The following is a 26,214-nucleotide window of genomic DNA, read 5'->3' as shown; positions in this document are numbered from 1 at the left end:
AAGATGTTGAAAGTCAGTCCGTCATCGCGAGCACGCTCGCTCCCACAGTTGTTTTGCGGTGTTGCTGCCTGTGTGGCTTAAACGAACATCGACAGCAGCAGGATGAAGCCCAGCGCCACCACGGACAGGATGGTTTCCATCGCGGTCCAGGTCTTGAAGGTTTCCACGACGGTCATGTTGAAGTACTGCTTCACCAGCCAGAAACCGGCGTCGTTGACGTGCGACAACACCAGCGAACCGGCACCCGTGGCCAGCACCAGCAGCTCACGGTTGACGCCCGGAATCATCCCCACCACCGGCACCACAATGCCCGCGCCAGTAATGGTCGCCACAGTCGCCGAACCGGTCGCGACACGAATCACCGCCGCCACCAGCCACGCCAACAGAATCGGCGAGATCTGCGCGTTCACCGCCATGTGGCCGATCACATCACCGACACCGCTGGTGACCAGCATCTGTTTGAAGCCACCACCGGCACCGATGATCAGAATGATCGCGGCGGTCGGCGCAAGGCTGGCGTCGAGCAATTTCAGAATCTTGTTCGAGCCCATGCCCTGACGGTAGCCGAAGGTGTAAAGCGACAGCAGCAAGGCCAGCAACAGTGCCGAAATCGGGTGACCGATCATGTCCATCCAGGCACGGAAGAAGTGCCCTTCCGGCAACGCCACGTCAGCGAAAGTCTTCAGCAACATCAGGAACACCGGCAACAACACGGTGATCAGGGTGATGCTGAAACTCGGCAACGTGGTCGCCTGCGGTTCGCGCGCCAGTTGATCGACCAGTTCCTGATTGGCGTGGCCCGGAATGTGTTTGGCGATGAACGTACCGAAAATCGGACCGGCAATAATCGCCGTCGGCAGCGCCACGATCAGACCGTACAGAATGGTTTTACCGATGTCGGCACCAAACACGCCGATGGCCAGCAGCGGGCCCGGGTGTGGCGGAACCAGACCGTGCACCGCCGACAGGCCGGCCAGCAGCGGGATACCGATCTTGATGATCGACACGCCGGTGCGCCGCGCAACGATGAACACCAGCGGGATCAACAGCACAAAGCCGATTTCGAAGAACAGCGGAATGCCGACCAGGAACGCCGCGAACATCATCGCCCACTGCACTTTGTCCTTGCCGAATGCGCGAATCAGCGTTTGCGCAATCTGATCCGCACCGCCCGATTCGGCCATCATTTTGCCGAGCATGGTGCCCAGCGCGAGGATGATCCCGACAAACCCGAGCACACCACCGAAGCCGTCCTGGAACGCTTTGAGAATGGTGCCCACCGGCATGCCCGACGTCAGGCCGAGGAACAGCGCGGCGATGATCAGCGCGATAAACGGGTGAAATTTGAACTTGGTGATCAGGACAATAAGTCCGATTACCGTGACCACTGCATCGAGCAGCAGGAACGTCTCGTGGGACATGCCGAACATTAGGGGTGTCTCCTGATTGTTGTTGTTATTAAAGCGGGAAATTCGCCAGGCGCGAGGACAGCGCTATCTCTTCGAAGAAAACTCATACCGCACGTTTCAAACCGTGTTGCAGCCACCAGACGTGAGCCTGGCCAGCCAGTTGCTCGACGCTGTGGTTGGAGGCGTCCAGTGCCAGGGTCAGCGGCTCGCCGACCGGCGATTCAAGCGTGGCGAACTGGCTGTCGATCAAGGTCGATGGCATGAAGTGGCCGGGACGGTGGGACACACGTTCGGCGGCGACTTCCGGCGTCAGCTCAAGGAATACGAAACCCAGGCCCGGCAAGGCACTGCGCAACACTTCGCGATAACTGTGTTTGAGCGCCGAGCACGTCAGCACGGGGTGTTTGCCCTCGGCATCGACGCGGCGCAGTTCGACGCACAGGCTTTGCAGCCAGCCGGCACGGTCGTCGTCGTTCAGGGGAATGCCCGCGCTCATCTTTTCGATATTGGCGGCAGGGTGAAAAGTGTCGCCTTCAATGGCAGTCGCGCCGCTGAGCTGGCACAAGGCCTCGCTGACGCAGGTCTTGCCGCAACCGGCAACGCCCATGATGACCAGGGCGGTGATGGGATGATTCATGAAACACCTCAGCGCGCAGACAGCGCTACCTTTGCCAGTTATGACACTAGACCAAAAGCAGAAGTTGCCGACGCCTTCTTGTCATTTTTGTGGGTTGCAGCATGTTCGTTCGCGACGCCAAGGAACGAGGTTCAGGCAAACCCCGCTCACGCATTTGCAGCTGCATCGAGACAGCGCTACCTTAGTGCCTTGAATTTTGTTTGGCAAGCCGCCCCGATGACCACCTCTAAAAACGATAAAAATACCCGCACCACCGGCCGCCCTACCCTCAACGAAGTCGCACGCCTGGCCGGCGTCAGCCCGATCACGGCCTCGCGCGCGTTGCGTGGTGTCAGCACGGTGGCCACCGAACTGGTGGAGAAAGTCCAGAAAGCCGCGCTCGACCTCAACTACGTGGTCAACCCCGCCGCCCGCGCGCTGGCCTCGGCGCAGAGCCATTCGGTGGTGGTGCTGGTGCCTTCGCTGTCCAACCTGCTGTTCATCGACACGCTGGAAGCGATTCATCAGGTCTTGCGGCCCAAGGGCTTCGAAGTGCTGATCGGTAACTTCCACTACTCGCGCGATGAAGAAGAAAACCTCCTGCGCAACTACATGGCGTATCAACCGCGCGGCTTGCTGCTGACCGGTTTTGATCGCACCGAAAGTTCGCGGCGAATGATCGAGGCGAGCAACATTCCCTGCGTCTACATGATGGAACTGGACACGGCGGCGGGCCTGAATTGCGTGGGATTCTCGCAATTGGCGGCGGGCGAAACGGCGGCAGAGCACTTGCTTTCGCGTGGTCGCAAACGCCTGGCCTACATTGGCGCGCAGCTCGATCAGCGCACGTTGCTGCGCGGCGAAGGTTTCCGCAAGGCGCTGCAGAAGGCCGGTTTGTATGACCCGGATCTGGAAGTTCTGACGCCGCGTGCTTCTTCGGTAGGGCTGGGCGGCGAGTTGTTTGTGCAATTGCTGGCGAGCCATCCCGATGTCGATGCGATCTTCTTTGGTAACGATGACCTGGCCCAAGGCGCGTTGCTTGAAGCGATGCGCTGCGGGATCAAAATCCCCCAGCAAGTGGCGATTCTCGGCTTCAACGACCTGCCCGCCTCCGCGCACATGGTCCCGCGCCTGAGCAGCATCAGCACCCCGCGCGAAGCCATCGGCCGCCGCGCCGCCGAACAAATGCTCACGCTGATGGCCGGCAACACCGTGGCCAAACCGGTGCAGGACATGGGTTTCGAACTGAAAGTGCGCGAAAGCACCTGACCTGTCCGGTCTATTACCGCTCCTCAACTACCCACGGGGGTAATGGTGAGTTGCCTTTGGTTTCAGGCAGACATCAGGCCTACGAACGCCAGCGCTGCTTTCTGCAGTGGCTGGCTTTTTAGCCACACCGCGTGGACTGGCAGCAGCAAACCATTCTCGATGTTGCGAAAACTCAAGCGTTTGAGGCGTCCCGCGTCCAGCAGCGGTTGCACCACCGACAGCGGGAAATTGCCCCAGCCCAAACCGGCCTCGACCATCTCCAGCGCCATGGCCAGGGTGTCGGTGCGCCAATAGGATTGCGCGACCAGCGGCCGCGTATCGCTGATCGGCAAGTCGCGGCTGGCGACGATGATCTGGCGCAAGTGCAGCAAGTCTTCCAGGAACAAATCCTGGCCCTGAAACAGCGGATTGTCCGCCGCCAGCGTGGCAATCATCCGTTCGCTGCCGACGAACTGGAATCGTTCGAGCCCATTCACGCTCAACCCGGCGAACGCCAGACAGACACTGACGCGACCGCTGTGGAGCATCGCCAACACGTCGTCCTGCGGCGCGCTGAGCACTTCGATATCGAGCAGCGGATGCCGCTCGGCAATCACCTTGATCGCCGCCATCAAACGCCTTTTATCCAGGTCCGCGACCACGCCGATCGACAGCTTGCTCTCCAACCCCAACGACAACTCGACCGCGTGCACCTGCAATTGCTTGAGCTGCTCGGCGATCAGCCGCGCGTGCGGCACCAGCGCGTTGGCCATGGCGGTCGGCACCGGTTCGCGGTGGCTGCGATCGAACAGCGAATAACCGAGTTCGGCTTCGAGGTTGCCGATGCCCATGCTCACCGCCGACGGTACTTTGCCCAGCGCCCGAGCGGCGGCGGAAAACGAGCCGCGCTCGATCACCGCGAGAAACAATTCGATGCTGTCGCTGTTGAAGTTCATTCGCCGTCCTATCAATAAAACTGAAAGCTGCTGACTTTTTCTGTCAGCGCCATTGAAGCTATCTTTCGCCGCATCCGCCAGTGCTGCTGGCATCAAGTTGCAACAAAGAGGCAAAAAAACATGCAAGGCGTCAAACGCAAACTGGTCTACGTGTCGTTGTACGAAATCATCGGCATGACCTTCTCGGCTCTGGGTCTGGCGCTGCTTTCCGGCACTTCGCCGGGCAGCACCGGGCCGCTGGCGGTGATCATCACCACCATCGCCGTGACCTGGAATTTCATCTACACCTCGCTGTTCGAGCGTTGGGAAAGTCGCCAGCCATCGCGCACCCGCACGGTCAAACGGCGCATCGGCCATGCCGTGGGTTTTCAACTAACCTTGATTGTGTTTCTCATCCCGTTGATTGCCTGGTGGATGAACATCAGCCTGGTGCAGGCCTTTTTGCTCGACCTGGCGCTGATCATTTTCATCCCGTGCTACACCTTCGCTTTCAACTGGCTGTTTGATCGCACGTTTGGTTTGCCAGCGTCAGCGCTGCCGGATCCTGCTGCTTGATGGTAGATTCCCGAGGCGTCGTTTCGCTGAAGGAGTAGCACCATGGAACATGCACTGAAAATTCTTGGGAAAGCGTCATCGATCAACGTCAGAAAAGTCCTGTGGACCTGTGAGGAGCTGGGCATTTCCTACGAACGCGAGGATTGGGGCAGCGGTTTTGCCTCGACCCACAGCCCCGAGTTCACCCGGCTCAATCCGAATGCGCAGGTGCCGGTGATCATTGATGACGCCGGGGTGTTGTGGGAATCCAACACCATCTGCCGCTACCTCGCCGGCAAACATCACAATCAGCAATTGCTGCCCGGCGAACCGGCGGCCCGCGCGCGCGTCGAGCAGTGGATGGATTGGCAAGCCACCGAGCTCAATCGCTCGTGGGGTTATGCCTTTACCGCGCTAGTGCGCAAGGATCCGGAGTGCCAGGACCCGCATCAGATCGCCGTTGGCGTTGATGACTGGAACCGCAAAATGACCATCCTCGAACACCAACTCGCGGCCACCAAAGCCTACGTTGCCGGGCCACGGTTCAGCCTGGCCGACATCGTCATCGGCCTGTCGGTCAACCGCTGGCTGATGACGCCCATGGAGCGCCCGGACTTGCCCGCCGTCGATGAGTACTTCCAGCGACTGGCGCAGCGAGCGGGTTTCCTCAAGTTCGGCTGTAACGGTTTGCCATAGCCGCCAGCCTCACCACAACAGGGGTCGGCATCACCCCGGTTGCGCCATAAACGCCTAAAACGTAAGCGGATATTGCAATAACTCGGCGAATCTTCTCTCAACCCAGCAAATGTTCACAATCTTTGCTAACCGATAGCAGGCTAAGCTTTCCCTTCAACAAGAATCGGATCAGCCCATGCCTGCCTACTCCCCCGCTGCCGCCCAAACCGACGGCATTGACCCCGTTCGTGCCGCGCAGATTTCCGCTCGTATCGACCGCCTGCCCGCCGTTTCCACAATCTGGAAACTGGTGGCGTTGCTGTCGATTGGCGGGTTTTTCGAGCTGTACGATTTGTTTCAGACCGCTTACATCAGCCCCGGTCTGATCCGCGATGGCATCTTCGCCACCGGCAGTGGCGGCGTGTTTGGTTTTTCCGATCAAGCTGCGTTTGCCTCGGCGACATTTCTCGGTCTGTTCCTCGGTGCGAGCCTGCTCAGCCCATTGGCCGACCGCTTCGGCCGGCGAGCGATTTTCACCTTTGCGCTGATCTGGTACACGGTCGCGACCGTGGCGATGGGCGTGCAGAGTTCGGCACTGGGCATCATCTGCATGCGCTTTCTGGTGGGCATTGGCTTGGGCATCGAGTTGGTGACCATCGACGCCTACCTCTCGGAGCTGGTGCCGAAACGCATGCGCAGTTCGGCGTTTGCCTTCGCTTTTTTTGTGCAGTTTCTGTCAGTGCCGGCGGTGGCGCTGATGTCCTGGTGGCTGGTGCCGCAAGCGCCGTTCGGCGTGTCCGGCTGGCGTTGGGTGGTGTTGGCGAGTGCGGTGTTTGCGCTGTTTATCTGGTGGCTGCGCTCGCGCCTGCCGGAGTCGCCGCGCTGGTTGGCACAGCATGGGCGCTTCGATGAGGCGAGCAGGATTCTCGATAACATCGAAGCGCGTTGCGTGAAGGATCAGGGCAAAGCGCTGGATGAGCCGGAACTGGCGGCGGTAGACGTGCAGGGCGCGGGGCGATTCGCTGATATCTGGCAGCCGCCGTATCGACGTCGGGCGCTGATGCTGATTGTTTTCCACGTGTTTCAGGCCATCGGTTTTTTCGGTTTCGGCAACTGGCTGCCGGCGCTTTTGTCCGGTCAGGGCGTCAGCGTGACGCACAGTTTGATGTACGCCTTCATCATCACCCTCGCCTACCCGCTCGGGCCGTTGCTGTTTGTGAAGTTCGCCAACCGTTTCGAGAACAAATGGCAGATCGTCGGCTCGGCCCTCGGCGCCATGACCTTCGGCACTTTGTTCGCCCTGCAAACCAGCGCGTTGGGGCTGATCGTCTGCGGGGTGCTGATCACCTTCTGCAACGCCTGGCTGAGCTTCGCCTACCACTCCTACCAAAGTGAATTGTTCCCGACCAACATCCGCGCACGGGCCGTGGGCTTCTGTTACTCGTTCAGCCGTTTGTCGACGGTGTTCAGCAGTCTGCTGATCGGGATTTTCCTCGAACACTTCGGCACACCGGGGGTGCTGGCCTTCATTGTCAGCAGCATGTTGATCGTGATGATCACCATCGGTTACTTCGGCCCGCGTACGCGCAACCTGGCACTGGAGAACATTGCCCACCGCTGAAGCGGTGACCGTCTGCCGCCGAGCGGCAATAACTGACCGCCGCCACGCCTGAATCGCCGCGTAAAACCGGCGTTTCAGCGGCGGCACGCTAATTGCTCCTACACAATCAACAGCAATTACCTACAGGCTATTCATCATGTTGGTCAGTGCCCAGAAAGCTTCGATCATTCAGCAAACCCAACGCACGGACATGGACCCGACCACGGCCGCCGCGAGCGCGCTGTACAGCGGTTTGATCCAGAACGCGCAAAACACCATCGCGCAAATCAAGCAGGACAGCACCAACGCGCAGTCCTCCGGGCTGACGTCCGCGACCCAACAAGTCAGCGCGGCGAGCACCATCAACGACAACGTGGATGAAGCCTTCGCCAAAACCCGCGTGGCGTTGCAGGCCTCGGTGCCGGAAGAAGACAAAAGCAAGTCCACCGACAGCGCGGCCATGGCCGACTTCAAGGACTACATGAGCAAGACCCCGGAACAGCGTTTGCGCGACAGCATTCTGCAAGAGATGGGCATTACCGAAGACCAACTGAAAGCCATGCCGCCGGCGCAGCAAGTGGCGATTGGCAAAGAGATCGCCGAGCGTTTGCAAGACAAAATGAAACTGGCGCAGGCCGACAAGGACAACGGCAGCAGTGACAAGGCTGACGGCCAGCAAGTGGTCGACAAGTTCCTCGCTGCGCTCTAAGCGAACAGCCACAACCTGGCAAACACTGCCCCTATTCGGGCGGTGTTGCGGCTGACCTGTAAGTTCTGACAGTAGACACTCCATGGCGCTCGAAGAATCATGAATGCGCACGGCATTCACATGCGCGCCCCTGATGATCGATAAACACTGGAGGTTTACATGTCAGCAAAAGGCACCCAATCACTCACGTCAGCCCAATCGCCAAAAAACTTTTCCGGGACGTGCACGGCCAAGTTCCTGAGTGACGGAGAGCATCTGCCTATTGATTTTGAAGGTTCAAGCTTCGTGATCAACTATGGCTCGCTCTTTCCGAAAAGGATCAACTATATCCATATCGGCGATACCGTCGACGGCGGTCGCTATTTTGATTTCACCATCGATCCACCCCGTGGCGACGGCACGTATCCAATCCCTCTGACCAGTAGCAATGCACGGTTCACCTACAACAGATATGGATTCAATATCATCGAGGGCGACTTGATCCTCACCGTCACTAATGGCAATTGCACTGGCAACTTCAAGCTGAAAGTGACGGGAAATCCAAGCGGTGGCGGCGAGGAAACGTTAAGCATTGAAGAAGGCGTATTCGATATTTACGCGATCTGATGTGCTACCCCTCCGGACTTATCTTGCGGAGGGGTATTGTTCAATTGTTCAGTTCAACTGCAACGTCGAGTTGAACTGGCTGATCGCATCGACGACATGCCGCGAACCTTGTTGAATCTCCAGAATCACCTCCCCTGCCTCGTTCGCCAGTTCCACCCCTAGACCGGTTCGGCTCAGACTCGATTGCATGCTGGTGACCGCGCTCAGCGACAAATCATGGTTTTTGCGCACCACTTCGACAATCTCCAAAGTTGCCTGGCTAGTTCGCGCGGCGAGGCTGCGGACTTCGTCGGCGACCACCGCAAACCCACGCCCATGCTCGCCCGCGCGCGCCGCTTCAATGGCGGCGTTAAGTGCCAGCAAGTTGGTCTGGTCGGCAATGCCGCGGATGGTCTGGACGATGCTGCCGATGATGTCGGACTGTTTGCTTACAGCATCAATGCTGACGGCGGCTTCGTTAAGGTCGCGGGAAATGTCCTGAATGATCTGCACGGTCTGCTGAACCACTTGCGACCCTTTCTGCGCGCAGGCGTCGTTTTGTACCGAGGTGCTGTGCGCCGATTCCGCAGCAGATTGCAGAGTGGTGACCTGGTTGGTGATGTCGCTGGCGAACTTCACCACTTTGTACAACCGGCCTCTGCTGTCGAACAGCGGGTTGTATGACGCTTCCAGATAAACCGTATGGCCGTACTTGTCTTTGCGTTCAAAACGGTGCGAGTGATATTCGCCACGATTGAGTGACGCCCAGAACGCCTTGTACTGCGGCGACTCGGCTTCGGCGCGATGGCAAAACAGGCTGTGATGCTGACCGACTACTTCATTCAGCGAGTAATGCATGGTCTTCAGGAAGTTCTCATTGGCGGTAATCACCCGGCCATCCGGGGTGAACTCGATCACTGCCATCGAGCGCCCGATAGCGGCGAGCATGCTTTCGTTTTCATGCTCTTGGTAGATGCGATCGGAAATGTCCGACGCCACTTTGATCACACTTTTAACCTGACGATCCGGCCCATAGACCGGCATGTAACTGGCCTCGAGCCAAATCTCCCGACCGGCCCTGTTCAACCGCTGGAACGTACCGCTGACCGGCTCGCCGCGCGCCAAGTCACGCCATAACCTGGCGTATTCCTCGCTGCGGTAGAACGCTTCTTCACAGAATATGCGGTGATGTTTACCGCGTACTTCTTCGACGCTGTAACCCATGGTCGCGCAGAAGTGTTCATTGGCGTCGAGCACAATGCCTTCCGGGCTGAACTCGATCATCGCCATCGAGCGACTCACCGCCGCCAACTTGGCGTTGGCTTCGGTCAGCGCGCAAGTGAAGCGCTCGATCTGCTGCAAATCAGCCTTGTGATGTAGGTTGAACATGGTTCTATCACCTTAAGCGCGGTCTTCTGATTGATGAAAGTTGTCGGTCTTTCAAATGGTCATGAAACAGGCACACGCATCCCGCCAAGGGCAGGAAGTGTCAGGTGATAGGTGATGTTCAATCGGAACGTCCATGCAGCAACGCTCTTATCAAGACATCCTTCTCTTGATAGCCCGGTCGGGCCAGCCCTAACGTTTTGGTAAGTAACTCCATTTACCGCACAGCTCCGTGTTGTGAAAATCGGTGCGTTGGTTGCGCACTCTGGTGATGTCGAACGCGGTGAAATCTGATCTGGACAGTTAGTTATGGCTAAGCATAGCCAGCGCCATTAACCGCGCAAGGCCAGCAGTCGGCCAGTATTCAGGGTGTTCAGGACAAATGCCGGACTTGGCCGACGGTTTCGGCGCCATCAACTATTTAAAATTTCATTTTACCCAGCCGCGTTGCACGCCTGACACTGGAAGGCTTCGTCCACCTGGAGCGCTTCCCATGAAGTTATATTTCGCCCCGCAAGCCTGCTCGATGGCACCGCACATTGTGCTGCGCGAACTCGATCTGCCGTTCGAGTTGGTTCGTATCGATAACAAAACCAAGAAAACCGCCGCCGGTGACGACTTTCTCGCGATCAATCCCAAAGGTTATGTCGCGGCGCTGCAACTGGACGACGGTCAGGTGTTGACCGAAGGCCCGGCCATTTTGCAATACCTCGCAGACCTGCGCCCCGAGGCCAAACTGGCACCGGCCAACGGCAGTTTCGAGCGTGTGCGTTTGCAGGAATGGCTGAACTTTGTATCGACCGAGATTCATGGCGGACTGGGTTGGCTGTTCAACTCGCAGTTTCCGGAAGAGACTAAAGCGCAGATCAAAGAGAAGTTGTTCAAGCGCTTCAAGGTGCTGACCGCAACCCTGGAAAAGCAGGATTATTTGCTGGCCAGCGGCTTCAGCGTGGTGGATGCGTACCTGTTTACCGTGCTGCGCTGGACGTCGTTGTTTGCGATTGATTTGAATCAGTGGCCAGCGTTGGCGCAGTTTCAGGCGCGGGTAGAGGCGCGGCCCGCGGTGAAAGCAGTGCTGGCGGTAGAAACGGCGTAAGACTTGAGAGCATGTGTGGCGAGCGAGCTTGCTCGCTCGCCACAGGTTTTTTGTTGATTGTTAAAACTCGTTGTTAATGCCCGAATACGTCCACCTTTTTGGCCTTCTTGTCCGCGCGTTTCTCATCGGCGGTTTTTGCCGGTTTTTTCTTCGCTGCTTTCTTTGAATCCATGCCTTTGGCCATGATACGTACTCCACTCATACGGGATGTGAGGTCAGGTATACACCTATCGCCGCGCGCGCGTTCTTTTATAATCGCCGACTTTACCGACCGACAGCCCAGGCCCATGCCAGACACCCAATACGCCCTGCTCGACGAGCCGTTATGGCCGCTGATGAACAAGTTCTACCGCGCCCACCAATCTCCGATGAAAGCGGTGCGCGATGCACGATTGTGGGTGGCGCGGCGTGGCGAAATCGTCGCTGCATTGTGCTTGCGGCCGGTGGCGGGCGGTTATTGGCTGACCGGGTTGTTTGTCGATCCGGCGTGTCGCGAACAAGGGATCGCGGCGGCGCTGATTGCCGAAGCGGTCAAGGGCCTCGACAGCCCGGTGTGGTTGTACTGCCATCCGGATTTGCGCGGGTTTTATGAGCGACGCGGATTTACGTTCGACCCGCAAATGCCCTACGCGATGGTCGAGCGATTGGCCCGGTATGCACGGAGCAAACCGATGATTGCGATGGGATTGGGCTAGAGACACATCGAACCTGCAGTAGCGAGCCTGCTCGCGAAAGCGCTGTGTCAGTCACTATCAAGGTGGCTGACATGGCCCCATCGCGAGCAGGCTCGCTCCTACCGTAGATTTTTGGCGCTGCGGGGTTATTCGTCGGCGGCCGGGTCGAGTTCCGGGAACAGCACTTCGGTGAAGCCGAATTTGCTGAAATCGGTAATCCGCGAAGGGTACAAACGGCCGATCAGGTGATCACATTCGTGCTGCACCACCCGCGCATGAAACCCCGAAGCGATGCGCACAATCGGCTGGCCCTTCGGATCAAAACCTTCATAACGAATATGCTCGTAGCGCTGCACCGCGCCGCGCAAACCGGGCACGGACAGGCAACCTTCGAACCCCTCTTCCAGAGTCGGGCTCAGCGGCGTGATCAACGGGTTGATCAGAATCGTCTGCGGCACCGCTTCGGCGTCGGGATAGCGTTCGCTGTGCTCGAAACCGAAGATCACCAGTTGCAGATCGACGCCCACTTGCGGCGCGGCCAGGCCAACGCCGCCGACGCTTTCCATGGTCTGGAACATGTCGTCGATCAATTCCCATAACTCAGGGCTGTCGAACATTTCTGACGGTACAGGCGGGGCGATGCGCAGCAGGCGCTCATCACCCATTTTCAGGATTTCACGGATCATGTTCAGACTTCGTCAGTGTTCGGCTTGAGCGAGTGATCTCGTCCCAGTCCCGAAACGTGTTGTTTGGTGTCTTCCTGGTCGTTTTCGCCGGGGACTTTTTCACCGGGGTCTTTACCCTCAGTCGACATATGCTCGATCACCGCATTCATCTCCGCACCAAGCAGCAACACGGCAGCGGAAATGTAGAAGTACAGCAACAGCACAATGATCGCGCCGATACTCCCATACATGGCGTTGTAATCGGCGAATGTTTTGACGTAGAACGCGAAACCCAGCGACGCGCTGATCCATACCACCACGGCCAATACCGAGCCTGGCGTGATGAAACGGAATTCCTGTTTGACGTCGGGCATCACGTAGTAGATCAACGCCACCGCGACCATCATCAGAATCACGATCACCGGCCAACGGGCGATGGTCCACACCGTGACGATGAAGTCTTCGAGCCCGACTTGCGCGGCAATCCAGCCCATCACTTGCGGCCCGAGCACCATCAACGCGGCGGCGATCAGCAGCATCCCGGCAATGCCGATGGTGTAGAAAATCGACAGCGGAAAGCGCTTCCACACCGGCCGGCCTTCGACCACGTCATACGCCGCGTTCATCGCGCTCATCATCAGGCGCACGCCCGATGAGGCGGTGTAGAGGGCGATAACGATACCGATCGAGAGCAGACCACCTTTCGATTGCTGCAACTGGTCGATGACCGGGTTCACTTGTTCCAGCGCCTGAGGCGGCAGAACCAATTCCGATTGCAGGCGCAGCCACGAGAAAAAGTCCGGCAGGTGCAGGAAACCGATCAGGGCAATCAGGAAAAGAATGAAGGGGAACAGCGAGAACAGCATTTGGTAAGCCAGCGCGGAAGCGTAGGTCGACATTTCATCATCGATGAATTCTTTGACCGTACGCACCATCACGCGGTGCAGGGGCAGGCGTTTCATGTCCGGGAAAATCATTAGCGTCTCCTTTCGCCGCAAAAAGGTTGAAGTCGTGGCGACTCAGGGTCCGTTTTCTACATCAAAGTAGCCTGTTTGGCGACTTTGAAACAATTTCGTTTTAATCCGGTGCATCTGACACAAAAACGGCCATCCGTGAATGGCCGTCTTTTTGCTGCATTTAACCAGGCGATCACGCCTTGTCGACGCCCTTCTTGACGGCGTCCTTGGCTTTGCCCACAGCTTGTTGAGCTTCGCCTTTCTTTTCCTGAACCTTGCCTTCGACTTGCAATTTGTCGTTGTCAGTCGCTTTGCCTACGCCTTGTTTGACGTTGCCGACTGCTTCGTTTGCCATGCCTTTAACTTTATCGCCAGTGCTGCTCATGGTGTTTCTCCTGTGAACATTTAACGGGGAAAGTCGTTACACAAAGATTGACCGGCGGCCATTGGCGGGAGTTTCATTTATTTTTTCAGCGACATTTCATCGCGGCGCAAAGGTTGGGCTTTATGTTTGCCCGCCAACCCCCGAGAATGCGCAACGTATTCAGGCCCAGGCGCTGAAGATCCAATCCCGTAGGAATGTTATGAAACTCGATAAAAAGCAGGCCATTGCCCGCAGAAACCAGGAACTCGGCGGTGCTGTGCTTGGCGTCAACAACTGCCATTTCACCGAATTGAACCGCAATCGCAACATCTGGTGGTTTGATATTCCGGTCGCACGGCTGGCCGTCGGTCAGTACGAATGGGTGCATTTGCTGATGCACACGCCGGACACCGACGAGCTGGTGCATTTGAAAGTGCCGACGGTGTTCCTGCGCGAGAAACTCGAAGGCCTGGTGGTGCGCAACGAAGGCAAGCGCAAAGCCGCGTTGAGCCTGGAGTTGAGCGCCGACAAGGACTCGTACCTGCAGGACATGCGTCCGACGGGGACCAACGTCAATTTCGCGCCGTTCCGCTTGTAACGCCGGACCACTGTGGCGAGGGGGCTCGCCCCCGTCCGGCTGCGAAGCAGTCATAAAATCGCACGTTCGGGGGCGCTTCGCGGCCCAACGGGGGCGAGCCCCCTCGCCACAGAGTCCTCGTGAAATCGAGCTGCAAACAAAAAGCCCCGCATCTGCGGGGCTTTTGTGTTTCAGCGTGTTTTATTTCTTCAGGCCGAGCTTTTTCAGTTCTTCGTCGCGCAGTTCGCGGCGCAGGATCTTGCCGACGTTGGTGGTCGGCAGCGCATCGCGAAATTCCACGGAACGCGGGACTTTGTAACCGGTGACGTTGGCGCGCATGTGCTCCATCACCTGTTCCTTGGTCAGCGTCACGCCCGGTTTGGCGACGATGAAAATCTTGATCGCCTCGCCCGACTTCTCGTCCGGCACGCCGATGGCCGCGCATTGCAGCACGCCTGGCAAAGTCGCCAGCACGTCTTCGAGCTCATTCGGATAAACGTTGAAACCGGAGACCAGAATCATGTCTTTCTTGCGATCGACAATGCGCATGTAGCCGTCTGGCTGAATGATCGCGATGTCGCCGGTTTTCAACCAGCCTTCGCTGTCGAGCATTTCATCGGTGGCGTCCTGGCGCTGCCAGTAGCCCTTCATCACCTGCGGGCCCTTGACGCACAGCTCGCCGATTTCGCCCAGTGGCTGTTCAACGCCGGCATCGTCGATGACTTTGCACAGAGTCGACGGCACCGGAATGCCGATGGTGCCGATCTGGATGTTCTGGATCGGGTTGACCGTGGCCACCGGGCTGGTTTCGGTCATGCCGTAACCTTCGCAGATGGCGCAACCGGTCACTGCTTTCCAGCGTTCGGCAGCGGCCAATTGCAGGGCCATGCCGCCGGACAAAGTGACTTTCAGCGCCGAGAAATCCAGTTTGCGGAACGCTTCGTTATTGCACAGCGCAACAAACAGCGTGTTGAGGCCGACAAAACCGCTGAACTTCCACTTCGACAGTTCCTTGACCATCGCCGACAAGTCGCGCGGGTTGCTGATCAGGATGTTGTGGTTGCCGATCAGCATCATTGCCATGCAATGAAAGGTGAAGGCATAGATGTGATAAAGCGGCAGCGGCGTGATGAGGATTTCGCAGCCTTCATTGAGGTTGGAACCCATCAGCGCCTTGCATTGCAGCATGTTCGCCACGAGGTTGCGGTGGGTCAACATTGCACCCTTCGCCACGCCGGTGGTGCCGCCGGTGTATTGCAGCACGGCAACGTCGCCGCTGTCCGGGTTGGCTTCGGCGACCGGTTGGCCGTGGCCCTTGCTCAACACGTCGTTGAACTTGACGGCTTTCGGCAGGTGATACGCCGGGACCATTTTCTTCACGTACTTGATGACGCTGTTGATCAGCAGGCGCTTGAGCGGCGGCAGCAGGTCGGCGACTTCAGTGACGATGACATGTTTGACGCCGGTTTTCGGCACGACGGTCTGGGCCAGGTGCGCCATGTTGGCGAGGCAGACGAGGGCTTTGGCCCCGGAGTCGTTGAATTGGTGTTCCATTTCCCGCGCGGTGTACAGCGGGTTGGTGTTGACCACGATCAGCCCGGCGCGGATGGCGCCGAATACGGCGACCGGGTACTGCAACACGTTAGGCAGTTGCACGGCGATTCGATCACCGGGCTGCAAGTCGGTATGCTGTTGCAGGTAAGCGGCAAAGGCACCGGACAATTCGTACAGTTCACCGTAGGTGATTGTCTTGCCCAGGTTGCTGAAAGCCGGTTTGTTGGCGAAGCGTTGGCAGGATTGCTTCAACACTGCCTGAATATTCGGATACTCGTCTGGATTGATGTCGGCAGCAATCCCGGCAGGGTACTTATCCTTCCAAAAGTCTTCGATCATGGAAGCCCACTCCTCAGCAACGCGAATTCATCACCGCATTTGATGCGATTATTATTGGTGTGTGTTTTTAGGGTGAATCTGGCTTTTATATAGGCCGAGAAGTCACAAAAGCGCGCCGAGAGTAGCAGCTTTGCCAAGGGCCGACTAGAGCCAAAAAGAGCCTCTACAGTCACTTTAATGACTCAAGAATAGCAAGCAGTCATTTTAGAGCAAAAATTCTATACCTCCGTGAAACCCCCGGAATTCGGGGGTTATCCAAAAAAAATCGCGAGTGAGCTCGCTCCCACAGGATCATCGAAAACCCTGTGGGGGCGAGCTTGCTCGCGATCGCGCTAAGCGCGGCCATTCAACCCTTATGCAATATCCCGCAACTCGCGGCGCAGAATCTTGCCCACCGGCGTCATCGGCAACGACTCACGCAACACAATGTGCTTCGGCACTTTGTACGCGGTGAAGTTTTCCTTGCAGTACGCCTTCAGCTCTTCGAGGCTGACCCCCGATTCACGCGCCACCACAAACAACTTCACCGCCTCCCCCGAACGCTCGTCCGGCACGCCGATCACCGCGCAATTGGCGACTTTCGGGTGGGCCATGACCACGTCTTCGATTTCATTCGGGTACACGTTGAAACCCGAGACGATGATCATGTCTTTCTTGCGATCGACGATGCGCACAAAACCGTCCGGGTCGATCACCGCGATGTCACCGGACTTGAACCAGCCCTCGGCATCCAGCACTTCGGCGGTGGCCTCGGGTTTCTGCCAGTAGCCTTTCATGATCTGCGGGCCTTTGATGCACAACTCGCCCCGCTCGCCCAGCGCTTGCTCGACACCTTCGTCATTGATGATTTTCAGCGTGGTGCCCGGCACCGGCAGGCCGACCGTGCCGATGCGCGATTTATCGCCATACGGGTTGGTGCAGGCCACCGGCGAGGTTTCGGTCAGGCCGTAGCCTTCGGTGATCCGGCAACCGGTGAGCTGCTCCCAGCGCTCGGCGGTGGCTTTGACCAGCGCGGTGCCACCGGAGTTGGTGAGTTTGAGACTGGAGAAATCCAGCGTCTTGAAATCCGGGTGATCCATCAACGCCACAAACAGCGTGTTCAATCCGAGCAGCGCTGAGAATCGCCAGTTTTTCAGTTCTTTGATAAAGCCCTTGATGTCGCGTGGATTGGTGATCAGCACGTTGTGGTTGCCGGTGACCATCATGCACATGCAGTTCGCCGTGAATGCATAGATGTGGTACAGCGGCAGCGGCGCGATCATTACTTCCTGACCTTCACGCAACAACGGCTGACCGTCGCTGCCGAACTGACCGAGACACGCGCGCGCCTGTTGCATGTTTGCCACCAGATTGCCGTGGGTGAGCATCGCACCCTTGGCCAAACCCGTGGTGCCGCCGGTGTATTGCAGCACGGCAATGTCGCCAAGCCCGGCATTCAGTGGCTTGATCCCAAGGCCTCGGCCCTGACGCAACGCGCTTTTGAAGGAAATGGCCTGCGGCAAGGAATACGCCGGGACCATTTTCTTCACTTTGTTGACCACGGTGTTGATCAGCCAGCCCTTGGCGGCGGGCATCAGGTCGCCCATCTTCGCTTCGATCAGGTACTGAATCTCGGTGTCGGCCAGCACTTCCTGGACCTTGGAACCGAACACATTGAGATAGACCAGCGCCCGGGCGCCGGAATCCTTGAACTGGTGGCGCATCTCGCGCGGGGTATACAGCGGGTTGGTGTTGACCACGATCAGCCCGGCGCGCAGGGCACCGAACACCGCAATCGGGTAATGCAGGACGTTGGGCATCTGCACCGCGATGCGGTCGCCCGGCACCAGGTCGGTGTGGGCCTGCAGATAACCGGCGAATGCAGCGCTGTAACGTTCCAGCTCGGCGTAGGTCAGGGTCACGCCCATATTGCTGAAGGCCGGACGATCGGCGAATTTCTTGCAGGAGCGCTCGAACACCTCGATCACCGACTTGTAAGCGCCCAGCTCGATATCCAGGGGCACGCCGGCCGGGCGTTTGTCATTCCAGAAATCAGGTTGCATTGTTCTTGTCCTCTTTACCTGAATCTATCCGGGGCCACTTCTGTCATTTGTGAAACACCAACAACGGAAAGCGGAGCTTCACGGACACTAGCAGTTATGGCGAATCAGGCAAATATGGCCAAGTGCGTCATAGATCGTGTGAATCTTCCTGCCCCGCCGTGGGCTGATCAGACGAGGCGCGTCGGATGCGCTATACAATGCAACGACACACAGCAACACCCGCAGCAACACTGTGCAAAGGAATCGCCATGACCCACGACACTTTCTGGCTGACCGCAAGTGATCACAGCCGTCTCTTCGTCAACCAGTGGTTGCCCGACGCGCCGTTGAAAGCGCTGATTCTGCTGGCCCACGGGATGGCCGAACACAGCGGTCGCTATGACCGGCTGGCGCAAAGTTTCTGCGCGCAGGGGTATGGCGTCTACGCACCGGACTTGCGCGGACATGGCAAAACTGCCGAAAACGCCACGCTCGGGCATTTCGCCGATGACGATGGCTGGTGCAAGGTGGTCGGCGATCTCGCCAGCCTCAATCAACACATCGGCCAGCAGCATCCCGGCGTGCCGATTGTGCTGTTGGGCCACAGCATGGGCAGCTACATCGCCCAAGCGTATTTGCTGCATCACAGTGCCAGCCTGCACGGGGCGATCCTCAGCGGCTCGAATTTTCAGTCGGTCGCGCTGTATCGCGCGGCGCGGCAGATTGCCCGGCTGGAGCGCTTGCGTCAGGGGCCGAAGGGACGCAGTGCGCTGATCGAATATCTCTCGTTCGGCTCGTTCAACAATAAATTCAAACCGACCCGCACCCGATTCGACTGGCTGAGCCGCGACCCGGCGCAAGTCGATCTGTACGCCAACGACCCGCTCTGCGGCTTTCGTTGCACCAATCAGCTGTGGATCGACTTGCTCGGCGGCTTGCAGCAAATCAGCAAAGCGTCCAATCTCGCCCAGGTCGATCCGGGCCTGCCCTTGCTGGTAATGGGCGGTGAATGTGATCCGGTGAGCGACGGCAAGCGTCTGAAAGATCTGGCCAATGCGCTGCGCACCGCCGGCAGCCAGAACCTGCAACTGAATATTTACCCGCAGGCACGCCACGAACTGTTCAACGAGAGCAACCGCGATGAAGTGACCGCCGACGTATTGAACTGGATCGCCGAGGCCCTGAGCCACCGTCGCCCGGCCAGAACCGAATAGTTTTCAGAGGTTTTCACAACCGATTTTCCAATCGTTGTTTTTGTGGATTTTTAAATTCGTCACAGGAATTGAGACAAATGACCCAGGTTACCAACACCCCTTACGAAGCCCTTGAAGTCGGCCAGACCGCCAGCTACAGCAAAACCGTCGAAGAGCGCGACATTCAGTTGTTCGCCGCGATGTCCGGTGATCACAACCCGGTGCACCTGGACGCCGAATTCGCCGCCGGCACCATGTTCAAGGAACGCATCGCCCACGGCATGTTCAGCGGCGCGTTGATCAGCGCAGCGGTGGCGTGTGAGTTGCCTGGGCCGGGGACTATTTATATCGGTCAGCAGATGAGCTTTCAGAAACCAGTGAAAATCGGCGACACCCTGACCGTGCGGCTGGAGATTCTCGAGAAACTGCCAAAGTTTCGCGTGCGCATTGCCACACGAGTATTCAACCAGCGCGATGAGTTGGTAGTGGACGGCGAAGCGGAGATCCTGGCGCCACGCAAGCAGCAGACCGTGACATTGCCAGTGTTGCCGGCGATCAGCATCGGCTGATCAAGCCCTGCATTTGTGATGATCGGACTGTGTGGCGCGGTAGCTTGTGTGACGAGGGGGCTTGTGTGGCGAGGGGGCTTGCCCCCGTTGGGGTGCGAAGCGCCCCCCGCCCCAAAAAACCGGCAACTCGTTTGGTCTGATTAACCGCGAATACCGGTTTTGCGACTGCTACGCAGCCGAACGGGGGCAAGCCCCCTCGCCACAGGTACGCGCCGCTTTTATCGCGGGCATAAAAAAACGCCAGTCAAACTGGCGTTTTTTGTTACAGCGACAAGCAATTACGAGCGAGCACGAGCCTGATTACGCAGGGCTTTTACCTGGTCGTGGTTACGTTGTACGCCGTGGTACTGACGCTCAACCAGGTCACGAATGCCTACCAGATTGTGCTTGTTGATTTTTTCCAGCGCTTCTTTGTAAGCCTTCAGCGCGTGGTCTTCACCGCGTTCAGCTTCGTTCAGTACGGCTTCTTCATCTTTGCCGGTGAACATTGCTTTCACGTCTACCCAGCGACGGTGCAGGTCACCGCTGACGCTGGTCGAAGTTTCCGGGTCGCCGCCCATCGAGCGTACAGCAGCTTGCAGTTCTGCAGCAGCGGCAGCGCAATCAGCGGAACGGGTAACAAACAGAGATTTCAGTTCTGGATGCTTGATATCTTCAGCGCAAGTCTTGAACCCTTCCTGACCGTCTTTGCTGGTTTCGATCAGGTCGTTGAGTACAGAAATGGCTTCTTTATTCACGTCGGTCATTTTCAATTCCTCGCGGTTTGATGAGAGATGCAATAGCTATTGCAGCCTGCATGCCAGCTTTGGATTGAATATTTAATCGTTATATTTCAATGACTTAGTTTTTCCACCAAAATCTGTATCAGTGTTATTTGCATGATCTGTCATTTGGCCTGCATGCAGAATGCCTGTATTTTCCAGACTGTTTGAATCCAGACGACTGATGAATGAATCCTGAAAAGCTCGAATTGCTGATTACCCGCGAAATGCCCTTCGGCAAATACAAGGGCCGGATCATTGCCGACCTGCCCGGCCAATACCTCAACTGGTTCGCCCGCGAAGGTTTTCCGCACGGCGAGCTCGGCGGTTTGCTTGCGCTGATGCAGGAAATCGATCACAACGGTTTGTCCGAGTTGCTCGACCCGCTGCGCGCCAAACATGGCAAACCCGCACCTCGCCACTGAATCGACTGAGTAGCCCATGCCCGATAACACCCGCCGTGCCCGCGATGAAGACTTCTGGCTGACTTTCGCCGACCGTTACGCCGTCCAGCCTGGCCCGATCAATCTGGAGAACGGCTATTTCGGACGCATGTCGCGCACGGTGGTCGAGGAATACCAGCGCAATATCGAGCTGATCAATCGCAGCAATTCGGTACAGGTGCGCCAGCGTTTCGAGCCGCAGGACAGCCTCGACATCCGCGCGCAGCTTGCCGAGATGCTGGGCGTGCGCGCGCACTCGATCGCCCTCACCCGCAACGCCTCGGACGGCTTGCAGGCGCTGATCCGCAACTACAACCGCTTGCAGCCGGGCGATCAGGTGCTGATCTGCGATCTGGAATACGACACGGTGAAAGGCGCGATGCGCTGGCTGGCCGGTCATCGTGGCGTCGAGGTGATCGAGATTGATCACCAGCACCCGGCGACCTTCGACAGTCTGCTGGCCAGCTACCGCGAGGCCTTCGTGCGTTACCCGCGCCTGAAACTGATGGCCCTGACCCACGTCACCCACCGCACCGGGTTGGTGATGCCAGTGCAGGCGATTGCTGCGCAGGCGAAGGAACATGGCGTCGACGTGATTCTCGACGGCGCGCATGCGCTCGGCCAGCTCGAGTTCGATCTGGAATCGCTGGGCATCGCTTTCGCCGGTTACAACCTGCACAAGTGGATCGGCGCGCCGCTGACCCTTGGCTTCATTTATATCGCCCCGCAGCGCCTGGCCGACATCGACCCGGACATGGGCGAGATGCACTTCCCGCTCAACGACATTCGCGGCCGCACGCCGTACAGCACGCCGAACATTCCGGCGCTGATGACCTTGCCACTGGTGCTCGAAGAACATCAGGCGATGGGCGGCTCGGCAGCCAAAGGTGCACGCCTCAACTATCTGCGTAATCGCTGGGTCAGCGCCGTGCGTGAACTGCCCGGCATCGAAGTGATGACCCCGGACGATCCGCGGTTGTATTGCGGCATCACCTCGATGCGCTTTACCAATCACGCGGACGAGCAATTCATGGCCGAACGGCTGCTCAGTGAGTACAACTTGTTCACCGTGGTGCGCAGCGGTGCGTCGAGCGGGCCGTGTATTCGCATCACGCCGGGGCTGACCACCACTGCTGCCGAGATCGATCTGCTGATCAAAGCGCTGACCGAGCTGAGCTGATCGCATCAAGTCGCGTGCACGCAGCTACACCGTGTATTTATCGAAATCCTCGGGTTTGATCTGAGTCGACACCGCAAAGGTGTCGATGCCGATGGTCATGTGCCCGAAAAATCCGTCTTCATGGCTTTCCCGCGCAATGCTGTTGACCGTCAGGGTCGAGGCGCTGCCGTTCATTTGTTGATGATATTGATCCTGATGGTTGTCCAGCGGCAGCAGGCTGCGGCCTCTGTAGGCTTTGCCATTGAGCACTGAGCGGGAAGCCACTTCGGGAAAATACAGTTGGCCGACCCACGCGACGTGGCGCTCTTCGAGGTAGTTGTTGCCACCAGTGATGCGCACCGCGACGTGAATGTGCAGCGCGCGGCCGGCATAAAAGCCTGGATAAATCGTAGTGAAGCGCACGACGCCTTTGTTATCGCTGAATTGCCCGCCGCGCAGGTAGGTGTCGTCATCGGTGCGCGGGACGGCGCCGATGTGGTCGGCTTCGACTTCCTGATCCGGATCAACCTTGCTCCAGCCCGAATAGGCGCCACGCGCGTTGCAGTGCCAGATATCCACCAGCGCGCCGCTTACGGGCTCGCCGGTCATGGCGTCGACAATCGACAGGCGCAACACCAGCGGAACGCCATCCTGGCTTTCGCTGATGTTTCTGCGGATCAGTTTGGGGTTGCGGAAATACGGGCCGGCGATGTGCTCAGGCGAGAGCAGCAAAACCGTGTCGCGAGGGGCAGCAGTGGTGTAGTCCATGACGTTCTCTCTTCCTTAAGATTTTTGAAGGATAGAGAGAGAACCGCGTGGGCATGCGGTATCTATGTATCGAGGCGTGTATCTGATTGCGTTGCTTGTGTGGGATCGAGGCTTGCCCGCGAAAGCGGTTTCAGATCCAACCAATGTGTTGAATGTGCCGGCGCTTTCGCGGGCAAGCCTCGCTCCCAAAGGACTCGATGACTTTTTGCGCAAAAAAAAAACGGTGCACCGACCAAGTGCACCGCTAAAGCCGTAGAACACACAACGAAGTGTCTGGTAACAATCAAATCAGTCCAGCAGCGCGAGAGCCTCGGCGGTGCATTCCTGAATGCGCGCCCAGTCGCCGTTCTTGATCCACTCCGGATCAAGCATCCAGCTACCGCCCACGCACATGACGTTTTTCAACGCCATGTAGCTTTTGATATTGGCCGGGCTGACGCCGCCAGTCGGGCAGAATTTGACCTCGCCGAACGGGCCGCCCAAGGCTTTGATCGCCGCGACGCCGCCGCTGACTTCCGCCGGGAACAGCTTGAAGCGGCGATAACCCAAGCCATAACCTTCCATGATTCCGGAAGCGTTGCTGATGCCGGGCAACAGCGGAATCGCGCTGTCGACACTGGCTTCAAGCAGGTCGCGGGTAATGCCCGGGGTGACGATGAACTGCGAGCCGGCCGCTTCGGCAGCGGCAAGCATGCTGCGATCGAGCACCGTGCCGGCGCCGGTCACCAGTTCCGGACGCTGCTCGCGCAGGATCTGGATGGCTTTGAGGCCGAACTGCGAACGCAGGGTCACTTCCAGCGCCGTCAGGCCACCGGCGGCCAGGGCGTCGGCCAGTGGCAGTACGTCCTGTTCGCGAGCGATGGTAATCACCGGCAAAATCCGCGCCTTGGCACAGAGGCTGTCGATCAGGGCAACTTTATCCGCCATGGAAACGGTCGGGGGAGTGTTTTTCATAGCGGCTGATCCTTGGCTCATGGGCACCAGTAAATCTCTAACGTAGGTTGCAGAAACGCGCGAATCGGCATGGCGGCGACATCGTCACCGGCCAATGCGGCACTCAAGGTCGTCAGTTTCGACTGACCGGAAATCGACAAAACGGTGGTCTTGGCCGAAGCCAGCAACGCGCGACTCATGGTCAGGCGTTGATGCGGAACGGTCGGCGCCAGCATCGGATAGCAGCGACGCGTGCCATCGGCTGCCAGTGCCTCGGGCAGATTCGGGCTGTTGGGGAACAGCGACGCGGTGTGACCGTCATCGCCCATGCCGAGGATCAGCACGTCGATCGGTGGCAATTCGGCGAGCAGGCGATCAGCTTGCTCGGCTGCCAGCTCGACGGTGGCAGTGGCGCTGTACAAGCTCAAAAACTGCGCCTTGGCCGCCGGGCCTTGCAGCAAATAACGCTTGAGCAGACCGGCGTTGCTGTCGGCGTGTTCCACCGGCACCCAGCGTTCGTCGGCCAGGGTCACAACGACTTTGGACCAGTCCAGCGTCTGCTTGGCCAGGTGCTGGAAAAACGCCACTGGGCTGCGACCGCCAGAAACCACCAGGGTCGCGGCGCCACGCGCGTCAATCGCGTCGCTCAGTTGCTTGGCAACATTCAGCGCCAGGCCTTCGGCCAGCAGCACCGGGCTCTTGAACTCATGGGCGTTGACGCCCTGAGGCAGTTTCAATTCAGATATCGCCATACCACGACCTCCCATCCCGCGTAATCAGTGCAATGGAGCTCATCGGTCCCCAGGACCCGGCCGCGTACGGCTTGGGCGCATCACCGGATTTTTTCCACCCGGCGATCAACTGGTCACACCACTTCCACGCGGCTTCGATTTCATCTTTACGGACAAACAGGTTCTGATTGCCGCGCATCACTTCCAGCAACAATCGCTCGTAGGCATCGGGAATCCGCGCGCTGCGATAGGTGTCGGAAAAATTCAGCTGCAACGGACCGCTGCGCAGCTGCATGCCCTTGTCCAGGCCTTGCTCTTTGGTCATCACACGCAAGGAAATGCCTTCGTCCGGCTGCAGGCGGATCACCAGCTTGTTGCTGATCTGCAGGCGCTGCTCCGGGGCGAAGATGTAGTGCGACGGTTCCTTGAAATGGATGACGATCTGCGACAGCTTTTGCGGCATGCGCTTGCCGGTACGCAGGTAAAACGGCACGCCGGCCCAACGCCAGTTGCGAATGTCGGCACGCAGGGCAACGAAGGTTTCGGTGTCGCTCTGGGTGTTGGAATTCGGTTCTTCGAGATAGCCCGGCACCGGTTTGCCTTCGCTGTAACCGGCGATGTATTGGCCGCGCACCACTTGCGTGGTCAGGCCTTCGGGGCTGATCGGCGCGAGGGCCTTGAGCACTTTGACTTTCTCGTCACGGATGCTGTCGGCGGACAGGTCGGCCGGCGGGTCCATGGCGATCAGGCAGAGCAGTTGCAGCAGGTGATTCTGGATCATGTCGCGCAGCTGGCCGGCCTTGTCGAAATAACCCCAGCGACCTTCGATCCCGACCTTCTCCGCCACGGTGATTTCCACGTGGGAGATGTAGTTCTGGTTCCACTGGGTTTCGAACAGGCTGTTGGCGAAACGCAGCGCAATCAGGTTCTGGACGGTTTCTTTGCCCAAGTAGTGGTCAATGCGGTAGGTGCGGTTTTCCGGGAAATACTGCGCCACAGCATCGTTGACCTTGCGCGACGATTCCAGGTCCGAACCGATCGGTTTTTCGAGGACGACGCGGGTGTTTTCGCTGAGGCCAACCTTTGACAGGTTCTCGCAAATCGCGCCGTAAACGGCCGCCGGTGTCGCGAAATAGGCGATCACGCGTTGAGCAGTACCCGCCTGTTCGGCCAGGGCGACGTAGTCTTCGGAGCGCAGGAAGTCGACGTGCAGGTAGGTCAGGCGTGCGAGGAAACGCTCGAGAACCGCTTCGTCCAGCTCTTTGGCATCAACGTAGCGGCGCAGCTCGGAGGTAATGAACGCGAGGTGCTGCTGTTCGCTGCCGGGCTCACGGGCCAGCGCGATGATTCGCGAGTCCTCGTGCAGCAGGCCGGCACCGTCCAATTGATAAAGGGCAGGAAACAGCTTGCGCAAGGCCAGATCGCCGAGGGCGCCGAACAAGGCAAAGGTGCACGGTTCTACCGTAATCGAAGGCATGATGTTTGTTCTTTTATCAAGTTAAGCTACAAATACCTTTTTTCAAGGCATCACTCAAGGGAAAATGTAGTAATAACCACAACATTTTCGCAAAATACAGATTCCGAGTGGTGGTCGGTCGGAGCCATCAGTAGGATAGGCCACCGTGACGGGCCGCATCAAAGGCCCTTTTTGCATAGCAGAGCGCATCTTTGCGCTGCTGACTCAAGGAACATC

The 26,214-nt window shown here is 58.2% G+C and carries 26 protein-coding genes and 2 pseudogenes; 13 read left to right on the top strand and 15 right to left on the bottom strand.

Annotation, left to right across the window (positions count from 1 at the left end; translation table 11 throughout):
• Positions 1-77: 77 nt before the first annotated feature.
• Both BLU01_RS20500 and BLU01_RS20495 read right to left on the bottom strand, forming a co-directional pair.
• A complete protein-coding gene (locus BLU01_RS20500) occupies positions 78-1,430 on the bottom strand; it encodes a GntP family permease (protein ID WP_092278937.1) in 1,353 nt (450 codons plus the stop codon).
• Positions 1,431-1,512: 82 nt separating this feature from the next.
• Positions 1,513-2,046 carry a gluconokinase gene (locus BLU01_RS20495; protein ID WP_092278935.1) on the bottom strand — a complete coding sequence of 178 codons (534 nt, stop codon included), beginning with the start codon at positions 2,044-2,046 and terminating at the stop codon, positions 1,513-1,515.
• 216 nt (positions 2,047-2,262) lie between these two features.
• Between BLU01_RS20495 and gntR the strand changes: the two genes are divergently transcribed.
• Positions 2,263-3,294 carry an HTH-type transcriptional regulator GntR gene (gene gntR / locus BLU01_RS20490; RefSeq protein WP_092278933.1) on the top strand — a complete coding sequence of 344 codons (1,032 nt, stop codon included), beginning with the start codon at positions 2,263-2,265 and terminating at the stop codon, positions 3,292-3,294.
• 62 nt (positions 3,295-3,356) lie between these two features.
• Here the strand turns inward: gntR and BLU01_RS20485 are convergent, their stop codons facing one another.
• Positions 3,357-4,229 carry a LysR family transcriptional regulator gene (locus BLU01_RS20485; RefSeq protein ID WP_092278931.1) on the bottom strand — a complete coding sequence of 291 codons (873 nt, stop codon included), beginning with the start codon at positions 4,227-4,229 and terminating at the stop codon, positions 3,357-3,359.
• 120 nt (positions 4,230-4,349) lie between these two features.
• Here BLU01_RS20485 and BLU01_RS20480 point away from each other — a divergent pair, with 120 nt between their 5' ends.
• From BLU01_RS20480 to BLU01_RS20460, 5 genes are all read left to right on the top strand, one after another.
• On the top strand, positions 4,350-4,784 hold the full coding sequence (locus tag BLU01_RS20480; protein ID WP_092278929.1) for a PACE efflux transporter: 435 nt from the start codon (positions 4,350-4,352) through the stop codon (positions 4,782-4,784).
• Between the two features lie 42 nt (positions 4,785-4,826).
• The gene (locus BLU01_RS20475) at positions 4,827-5,459 is read left to right on the top strand and encodes a glutathione S-transferase family protein (protein ID WP_092278927.1); all 633 of its coding nucleotides are present in this window, start codon (positions 4,827-4,829) and stop codon (positions 5,457-5,459) included.
• Positions 5,460-5,634: 175 nt separating this feature from the next.
• The gene (locus BLU01_RS20470; protein ID WP_092278925.1) at positions 5,635-7,059 is read left to right on the top strand and encodes an MFS transporter; all 1,425 of its coding nucleotides are present in this window, start codon (positions 5,635-5,637) and stop codon (positions 7,057-7,059) included.
• Between the two features lie 136 nt (positions 7,060-7,195).
• Complete coding sequence (locus BLU01_RS20465) at positions 7,196-7,747, top strand: hypothetical protein (RefSeq protein ID WP_092278923.1); 552 nt, start codon at positions 7,196-7,198, stop codon at positions 7,745-7,747.
• A 159-nt stretch (positions 7,748-7,906) separates the two neighbouring features.
• Positions 7,907-8,353 carry a hypothetical protein gene (locus BLU01_RS20460; RefSeq protein ID WP_092278921.1) on the top strand — a complete coding sequence of 149 codons (447 nt, stop codon included), beginning with the start codon at positions 7,907-7,909 and terminating at the stop codon, positions 8,351-8,353.
• A 48-nt stretch (positions 8,354-8,401) separates the two neighbouring features.
• Here the strand turns inward: BLU01_RS20460 and BLU01_RS28380 are convergent.
• Positions 8,402-8,830 (bottom strand): annotated as a pseudogene (locus BLU01_RS28380) (methyl-accepting chemotaxis protein); the annotation flags it as partial.
• A gap of 114 nt (positions 8,831-8,944) precedes the next feature.
• A pseudogene (locus BLU01_RS28375) lies at positions 8,945-9,616 on the bottom strand (PAS domain-containing protein); the annotation flags it as partial.
• Positions 9,617-10,211: 595 nt separating this feature from the next.
• Between BLU01_RS28375 and gstA the strand changes: the two are divergent.
• Together gstA and BLU01_RS20445 are read left to right on the top strand one after the other, a co-directional pair.
• Positions 10,212-10,814, top strand: coding sequence for a glutathione transferase GstA (gene gstA, locus BLU01_RS20450; RefSeq protein ID WP_092278917.1), 603 nt, complete (start codon positions 10,212-10,214; stop codon positions 10,812-10,814).
• A gap of 287 nt (positions 10,815-11,101) precedes the next feature.
• Complete coding sequence (locus BLU01_RS20445; protein ID WP_092278915.1) at positions 11,102-11,509, top strand: GNAT family N-acetyltransferase; 408 nt, start codon at positions 11,102-11,104, stop codon at positions 11,507-11,509.
• A gap of 125 nt (positions 11,510-11,634) precedes the next feature.
• Here BLU01_RS20445 and def read toward each other — a convergent pair whose 3' ends face one another.
• The 3 genes from def to BLU01_RS20430 form a co-directional block, all read right to left on the bottom strand.
• A complete protein-coding gene (gene def / locus BLU01_RS20440; protein WP_092278913.1) occupies positions 11,635-12,174 on the bottom strand; it encodes a peptide deformylase in 540 nt (179 codons plus the stop codon).
• 2 nt (positions 12,175-12,176) lie between these two features.
• The gene (locus tag BLU01_RS20435; protein WP_092278911.1) at positions 12,177-13,130 is read right to left on the bottom strand and encodes a YihY/virulence factor BrkB family protein; all 954 of its coding nucleotides are present in this window, start codon (positions 13,128-13,130) and stop codon (positions 12,177-12,179) included.
• 172 nt (positions 13,131-13,302) lie between these two features.
• Entirely contained in the window at positions 13,303-13,494 is a 192-nt protein-coding gene (locus BLU01_RS20430) for a CsbD family protein (RefSeq protein WP_092278909.1), read from the bottom strand.
• Positions 13,495-13,693: 199 nt separating this feature from the next.
• Between BLU01_RS20430 and BLU01_RS20425 the strand changes: the two genes are divergently transcribed.
• Positions 13,694-14,071 carry a hypothetical protein gene (locus BLU01_RS20425; RefSeq protein ID WP_092278907.1) on the top strand — a complete coding sequence of 126 codons (378 nt, stop codon included), beginning with the start codon at positions 13,694-13,696 and terminating at the stop codon, positions 14,069-14,071.
• A 180-nt stretch (positions 14,072-14,251) separates the two neighbouring features.
• Here the strand turns inward: BLU01_RS20425 and fadD1 are convergent, their stop codons facing one another.
• Both fadD1 and fadD2 read right to left on the bottom strand, forming a co-directional pair.
• A complete protein-coding gene (fadD1, locus tag BLU01_RS20420; RefSeq protein WP_092278905.1) occupies positions 14,252-15,943 on the bottom strand; it encodes a long-chain-fatty-acid--CoA ligase FadD1 in 1,692 nt (563 codons plus the stop codon).
• A gap of 353 nt (positions 15,944-16,296) precedes the next feature.
• Complete coding sequence (gene fadD2, locus BLU01_RS20415; protein WP_092278903.1) at positions 16,297-17,985, bottom strand: long-chain-fatty-acid--CoA ligase FadD2; 1,689 nt, start codon at positions 17,983-17,985, stop codon at positions 16,297-16,299.
• Between the two features lie 248 nt (positions 17,986-18,233).
• On the opposite strand from fadD2, the gene BLU01_RS20410 reads away from it, so the two are divergent.
• Together BLU01_RS20410 and BLU01_RS20405 are read left to right on the top strand one after the other, a co-directional pair.
• Positions 18,234-19,178, top strand: coding sequence for an alpha/beta hydrolase (locus BLU01_RS20410; protein WP_092278901.1), 945 nt, complete (start codon positions 18,234-18,236; stop codon positions 19,176-19,178).
• Between the two features lie 77 nt (positions 19,179-19,255).
• Positions 19,256-19,726: a MaoC family dehydratase gene (locus BLU01_RS20405; protein ID WP_054044906.1), complete on the top strand. Its 471-nt coding sequence runs from the start codon at positions 19,256-19,258 to the stop codon at positions 19,724-19,726.
• A gap of 278 nt (positions 19,727-20,004) precedes the next feature.
• On the opposite strand, the gene BLU01_RS20400 is transcribed toward BLU01_RS20405, so the two are convergent.
• Positions 20,005-20,472, bottom strand: a complete 468-nt coding sequence (locus BLU01_RS20400; RefSeq protein ID WP_092278899.1) for a PA2169 family four-helix-bundle protein — start codon at positions 20,470-20,472, stop codon at positions 20,005-20,007.
• Positions 20,473-20,675: 203 nt separating this feature from the next.
• Between BLU01_RS20400 and BLU01_RS20395 the strand changes: the two genes are divergently transcribed.
• A complete protein-coding gene (locus BLU01_RS20395) occupies positions 20,676-20,912 on the top strand; it encodes a DUF3820 family protein (protein WP_092278897.1) in 237 nt (78 codons plus the stop codon).
• 16 nt (positions 20,913-20,928) lie between these two features.
• Entirely contained in the window at positions 20,929-22,110 is a 1,182-nt protein-coding gene (locus tag BLU01_RS20390; protein WP_092278895.1) for an aminotransferase class V-fold PLP-dependent enzyme, read from the top strand.
• Between the two features lie 24 nt (positions 22,111-22,134).
• Here BLU01_RS20390 and BLU01_RS20385 read toward each other — a convergent pair whose 3' ends face one another.
• The 4 genes from BLU01_RS20385 to zwf all read right to left on the bottom strand — a co-directional run bounded on the left by BLU01_RS20385 (position 22,135) and on the right by zwf (position 25,998).
• Positions 22,135-22,857: an intradiol ring-cleavage dioxygenase gene (locus BLU01_RS20385; protein ID WP_092278893.1), complete on the bottom strand. Its 723-nt coding sequence runs from the start codon at positions 22,855-22,857 to the stop codon at positions 22,135-22,137.
• A gap of 288 nt (positions 22,858-23,145) precedes the next feature.
• Positions 23,146-23,811: a bifunctional 4-hydroxy-2-oxoglutarate aldolase/2-dehydro-3-deoxy-phosphogluconate aldolase gene (locus BLU01_RS20380; RefSeq protein ID WP_092278891.1), complete on the bottom strand. Its 666-nt coding sequence runs from the start codon at positions 23,809-23,811 to the stop codon at positions 23,146-23,148.
• A gap of 17 nt (positions 23,812-23,828) precedes the next feature.
• Positions 23,829-24,542 carry a 6-phosphogluconolactonase gene (pgl, locus tag BLU01_RS20375; protein ID WP_092278889.1) on the bottom strand — a complete coding sequence of 238 codons (714 nt, stop codon included), beginning with the start codon at positions 24,540-24,542 and terminating at the stop codon, positions 23,829-23,831.
• Entirely contained in the window at positions 24,529-25,998 is a 1,470-nt protein-coding gene (gene zwf / locus BLU01_RS20370) for a glucose-6-phosphate dehydrogenase (RefSeq protein ID WP_092278887.1), read from the bottom strand. The genes pgl and zwf overlap by 14 nt, the downstream gene beginning before the upstream one ends.
• Between the last annotated feature and the right edge of the window lie 216 nt (positions 25,999-26,214).

The sequence above is a fragment of the Pseudomonas prosekii genome, from assembly GCF_900105155.1.
Lineage (GTDB): Bacteria > Pseudomonadota > Gammaproteobacteria > Pseudomonadales > Pseudomonadaceae > Aquipseudomonas > Aquipseudomonas prosekii.
The sequence above is the reverse complement of the archived record's forward strand: the minus strand, read 5'-3'. Positions and strand labels throughout refer to the sequence as shown.

Excerpts from the sequence above, each read along its gene's own strand:
- BLU01_RS20500 (WP_092278937.1), bottom strand. The coding sequence starts at position 1,430 with ATGTTCGGCATGTCCCACGAGACGTTCCTGCTGCTCGATGCAGTGGTC.
- BLU01_RS20495 (WP_092278935.1), bottom strand. The coding sequence starts at position 2,046 with ATGAATCATCCCATCACCGCCCTGGTCATCATGGGCGTTGCCGGTTGC.
- gntR (WP_092278933.1), top strand. The coding sequence starts at position 2,263 with ATGACCACCTCTAAAAACGATAAAAATACCCGCACCACCGGCCGCCCT.
- BLU01_RS20485 (WP_092278931.1), bottom strand. The coding sequence starts at position 4,229 with ATGAACTTCAACAGCGACAGCATCGAATTGTTTCTCGCGGTGATCGAG.
- BLU01_RS20480 (WP_092278929.1), top strand. The coding sequence starts at position 4,350 with ATGCAAGGCGTCAAACGCAAACTGGTCTACGTGTCGTTGTACGAAATC.
- BLU01_RS20475 (WP_092278927.1), top strand. The coding sequence starts at position 4,827 with ATGGAACATGCACTGAAAATTCTTGGGAAAGCGTCATCGATCAACGTC.
- BLU01_RS20470 (WP_092278925.1), top strand. The coding sequence starts at position 5,635 with ATGCCTGCCTACTCCCCCGCTGCCGCCCAAACCGACGGCATTGACCCC.
- BLU01_RS20465 (WP_092278923.1), top strand. The coding sequence starts at position 7,196 with ATGTTGGTCAGTGCCCAGAAAGCTTCGATCATTCAGCAAACCCAACGC.
- BLU01_RS20460 (WP_092278921.1), top strand. The coding sequence starts at position 7,907 with ATGTCAGCAAAAGGCACCCAATCACTCACGTCAGCCCAATCGCCAAAA.
- gstA (WP_092278917.1), top strand. The coding sequence starts at position 10,212 with ATGAAGTTATATTTCGCCCCGCAAGCCTGCTCGATGGCACCGCACATT.
- BLU01_RS20445 (WP_092278915.1), top strand. The coding sequence starts at position 11,102 with ATGCCAGACACCCAATACGCCCTGCTCGACGAGCCGTTATGGCCGCTG.
- def (WP_092278913.1), bottom strand. The coding sequence starts at position 12,174 with ATGATCCGTGAAATCCTGAAAATGGGTGATGAGCGCCTGCTGCGCATC.
- BLU01_RS20435 (WP_092278911.1), bottom strand. The coding sequence starts at position 13,130 with ATGATTTTCCCGGACATGAAACGCCTGCCCCTGCACCGCGTGATGGTG.
- BLU01_RS20430 (WP_092278909.1), bottom strand. The coding sequence starts at position 13,494 with ATGAGCAGCACTGGCGATAAAGTTAAAGGCATGGCAAACGAAGCAGTC.
- BLU01_RS20425 (WP_092278907.1), top strand. The coding sequence starts at position 13,694 with ATGAAACTCGATAAAAAGCAGGCCATTGCCCGCAGAAACCAGGAACTC.
- fadD1 (WP_092278905.1), bottom strand. The coding sequence starts at position 15,943 with ATGATCGAAGACTTTTGGAAGGATAAGTACCCTGCCGGGATTGCTGCC.
- fadD2 (WP_092278903.1), bottom strand. The coding sequence starts at position 17,985 with ATGCAACCTGATTTCTGGAATGACAAACGCCCGGCCGGCGTGCCCCTG.
- BLU01_RS20410 (WP_092278901.1), top strand. The coding sequence starts at position 18,234 with ATGACCCACGACACTTTCTGGCTGACCGCAAGTGATCACAGCCGTCTC.
- BLU01_RS20405 (WP_054044906.1), top strand. The coding sequence starts at position 19,256 with ATGACCCAGGTTACCAACACCCCTTACGAAGCCCTTGAAGTCGGCCAG.
- BLU01_RS20400 (WP_092278899.1), bottom strand. The coding sequence starts at position 20,472 with ATGACCGACGTGAATAAAGAAGCCATTTCTGTACTCAACGACCTGATC.
- BLU01_RS20395 (WP_092278897.1), top strand. The coding sequence starts at position 20,676 with ATGAATCCTGAAAAGCTCGAATTGCTGATTACCCGCGAAATGCCCTTC.
- BLU01_RS20390 (WP_092278895.1), top strand. The coding sequence starts at position 20,929 with ATGCCCGATAACACCCGCCGTGCCCGCGATGAAGACTTCTGGCTGACT.
- BLU01_RS20385 (WP_092278893.1), bottom strand. The coding sequence starts at position 22,857 with ATGGACTACACCACTGCTGCCCCTCGCGACACGGTTTTGCTGCTCTCG.
- BLU01_RS20380 (WP_092278891.1), bottom strand. The coding sequence starts at position 23,811 with ATGAAAAACACTCCCCCGACCGTTTCCATGGCGGATAAAGTTGCCCTG.
- pgl (WP_092278889.1), bottom strand. The coding sequence starts at position 24,542 with ATGGCGATATCTGAATTGAAACTGCCTCAGGGCGTCAACGCCCATGAG.
- zwf (WP_092278887.1), bottom strand. The coding sequence starts at position 25,998 with ATGCCTTCGATTACGGTAGAACCGTGCACCTTTGCCTTGTTCGGCGCC.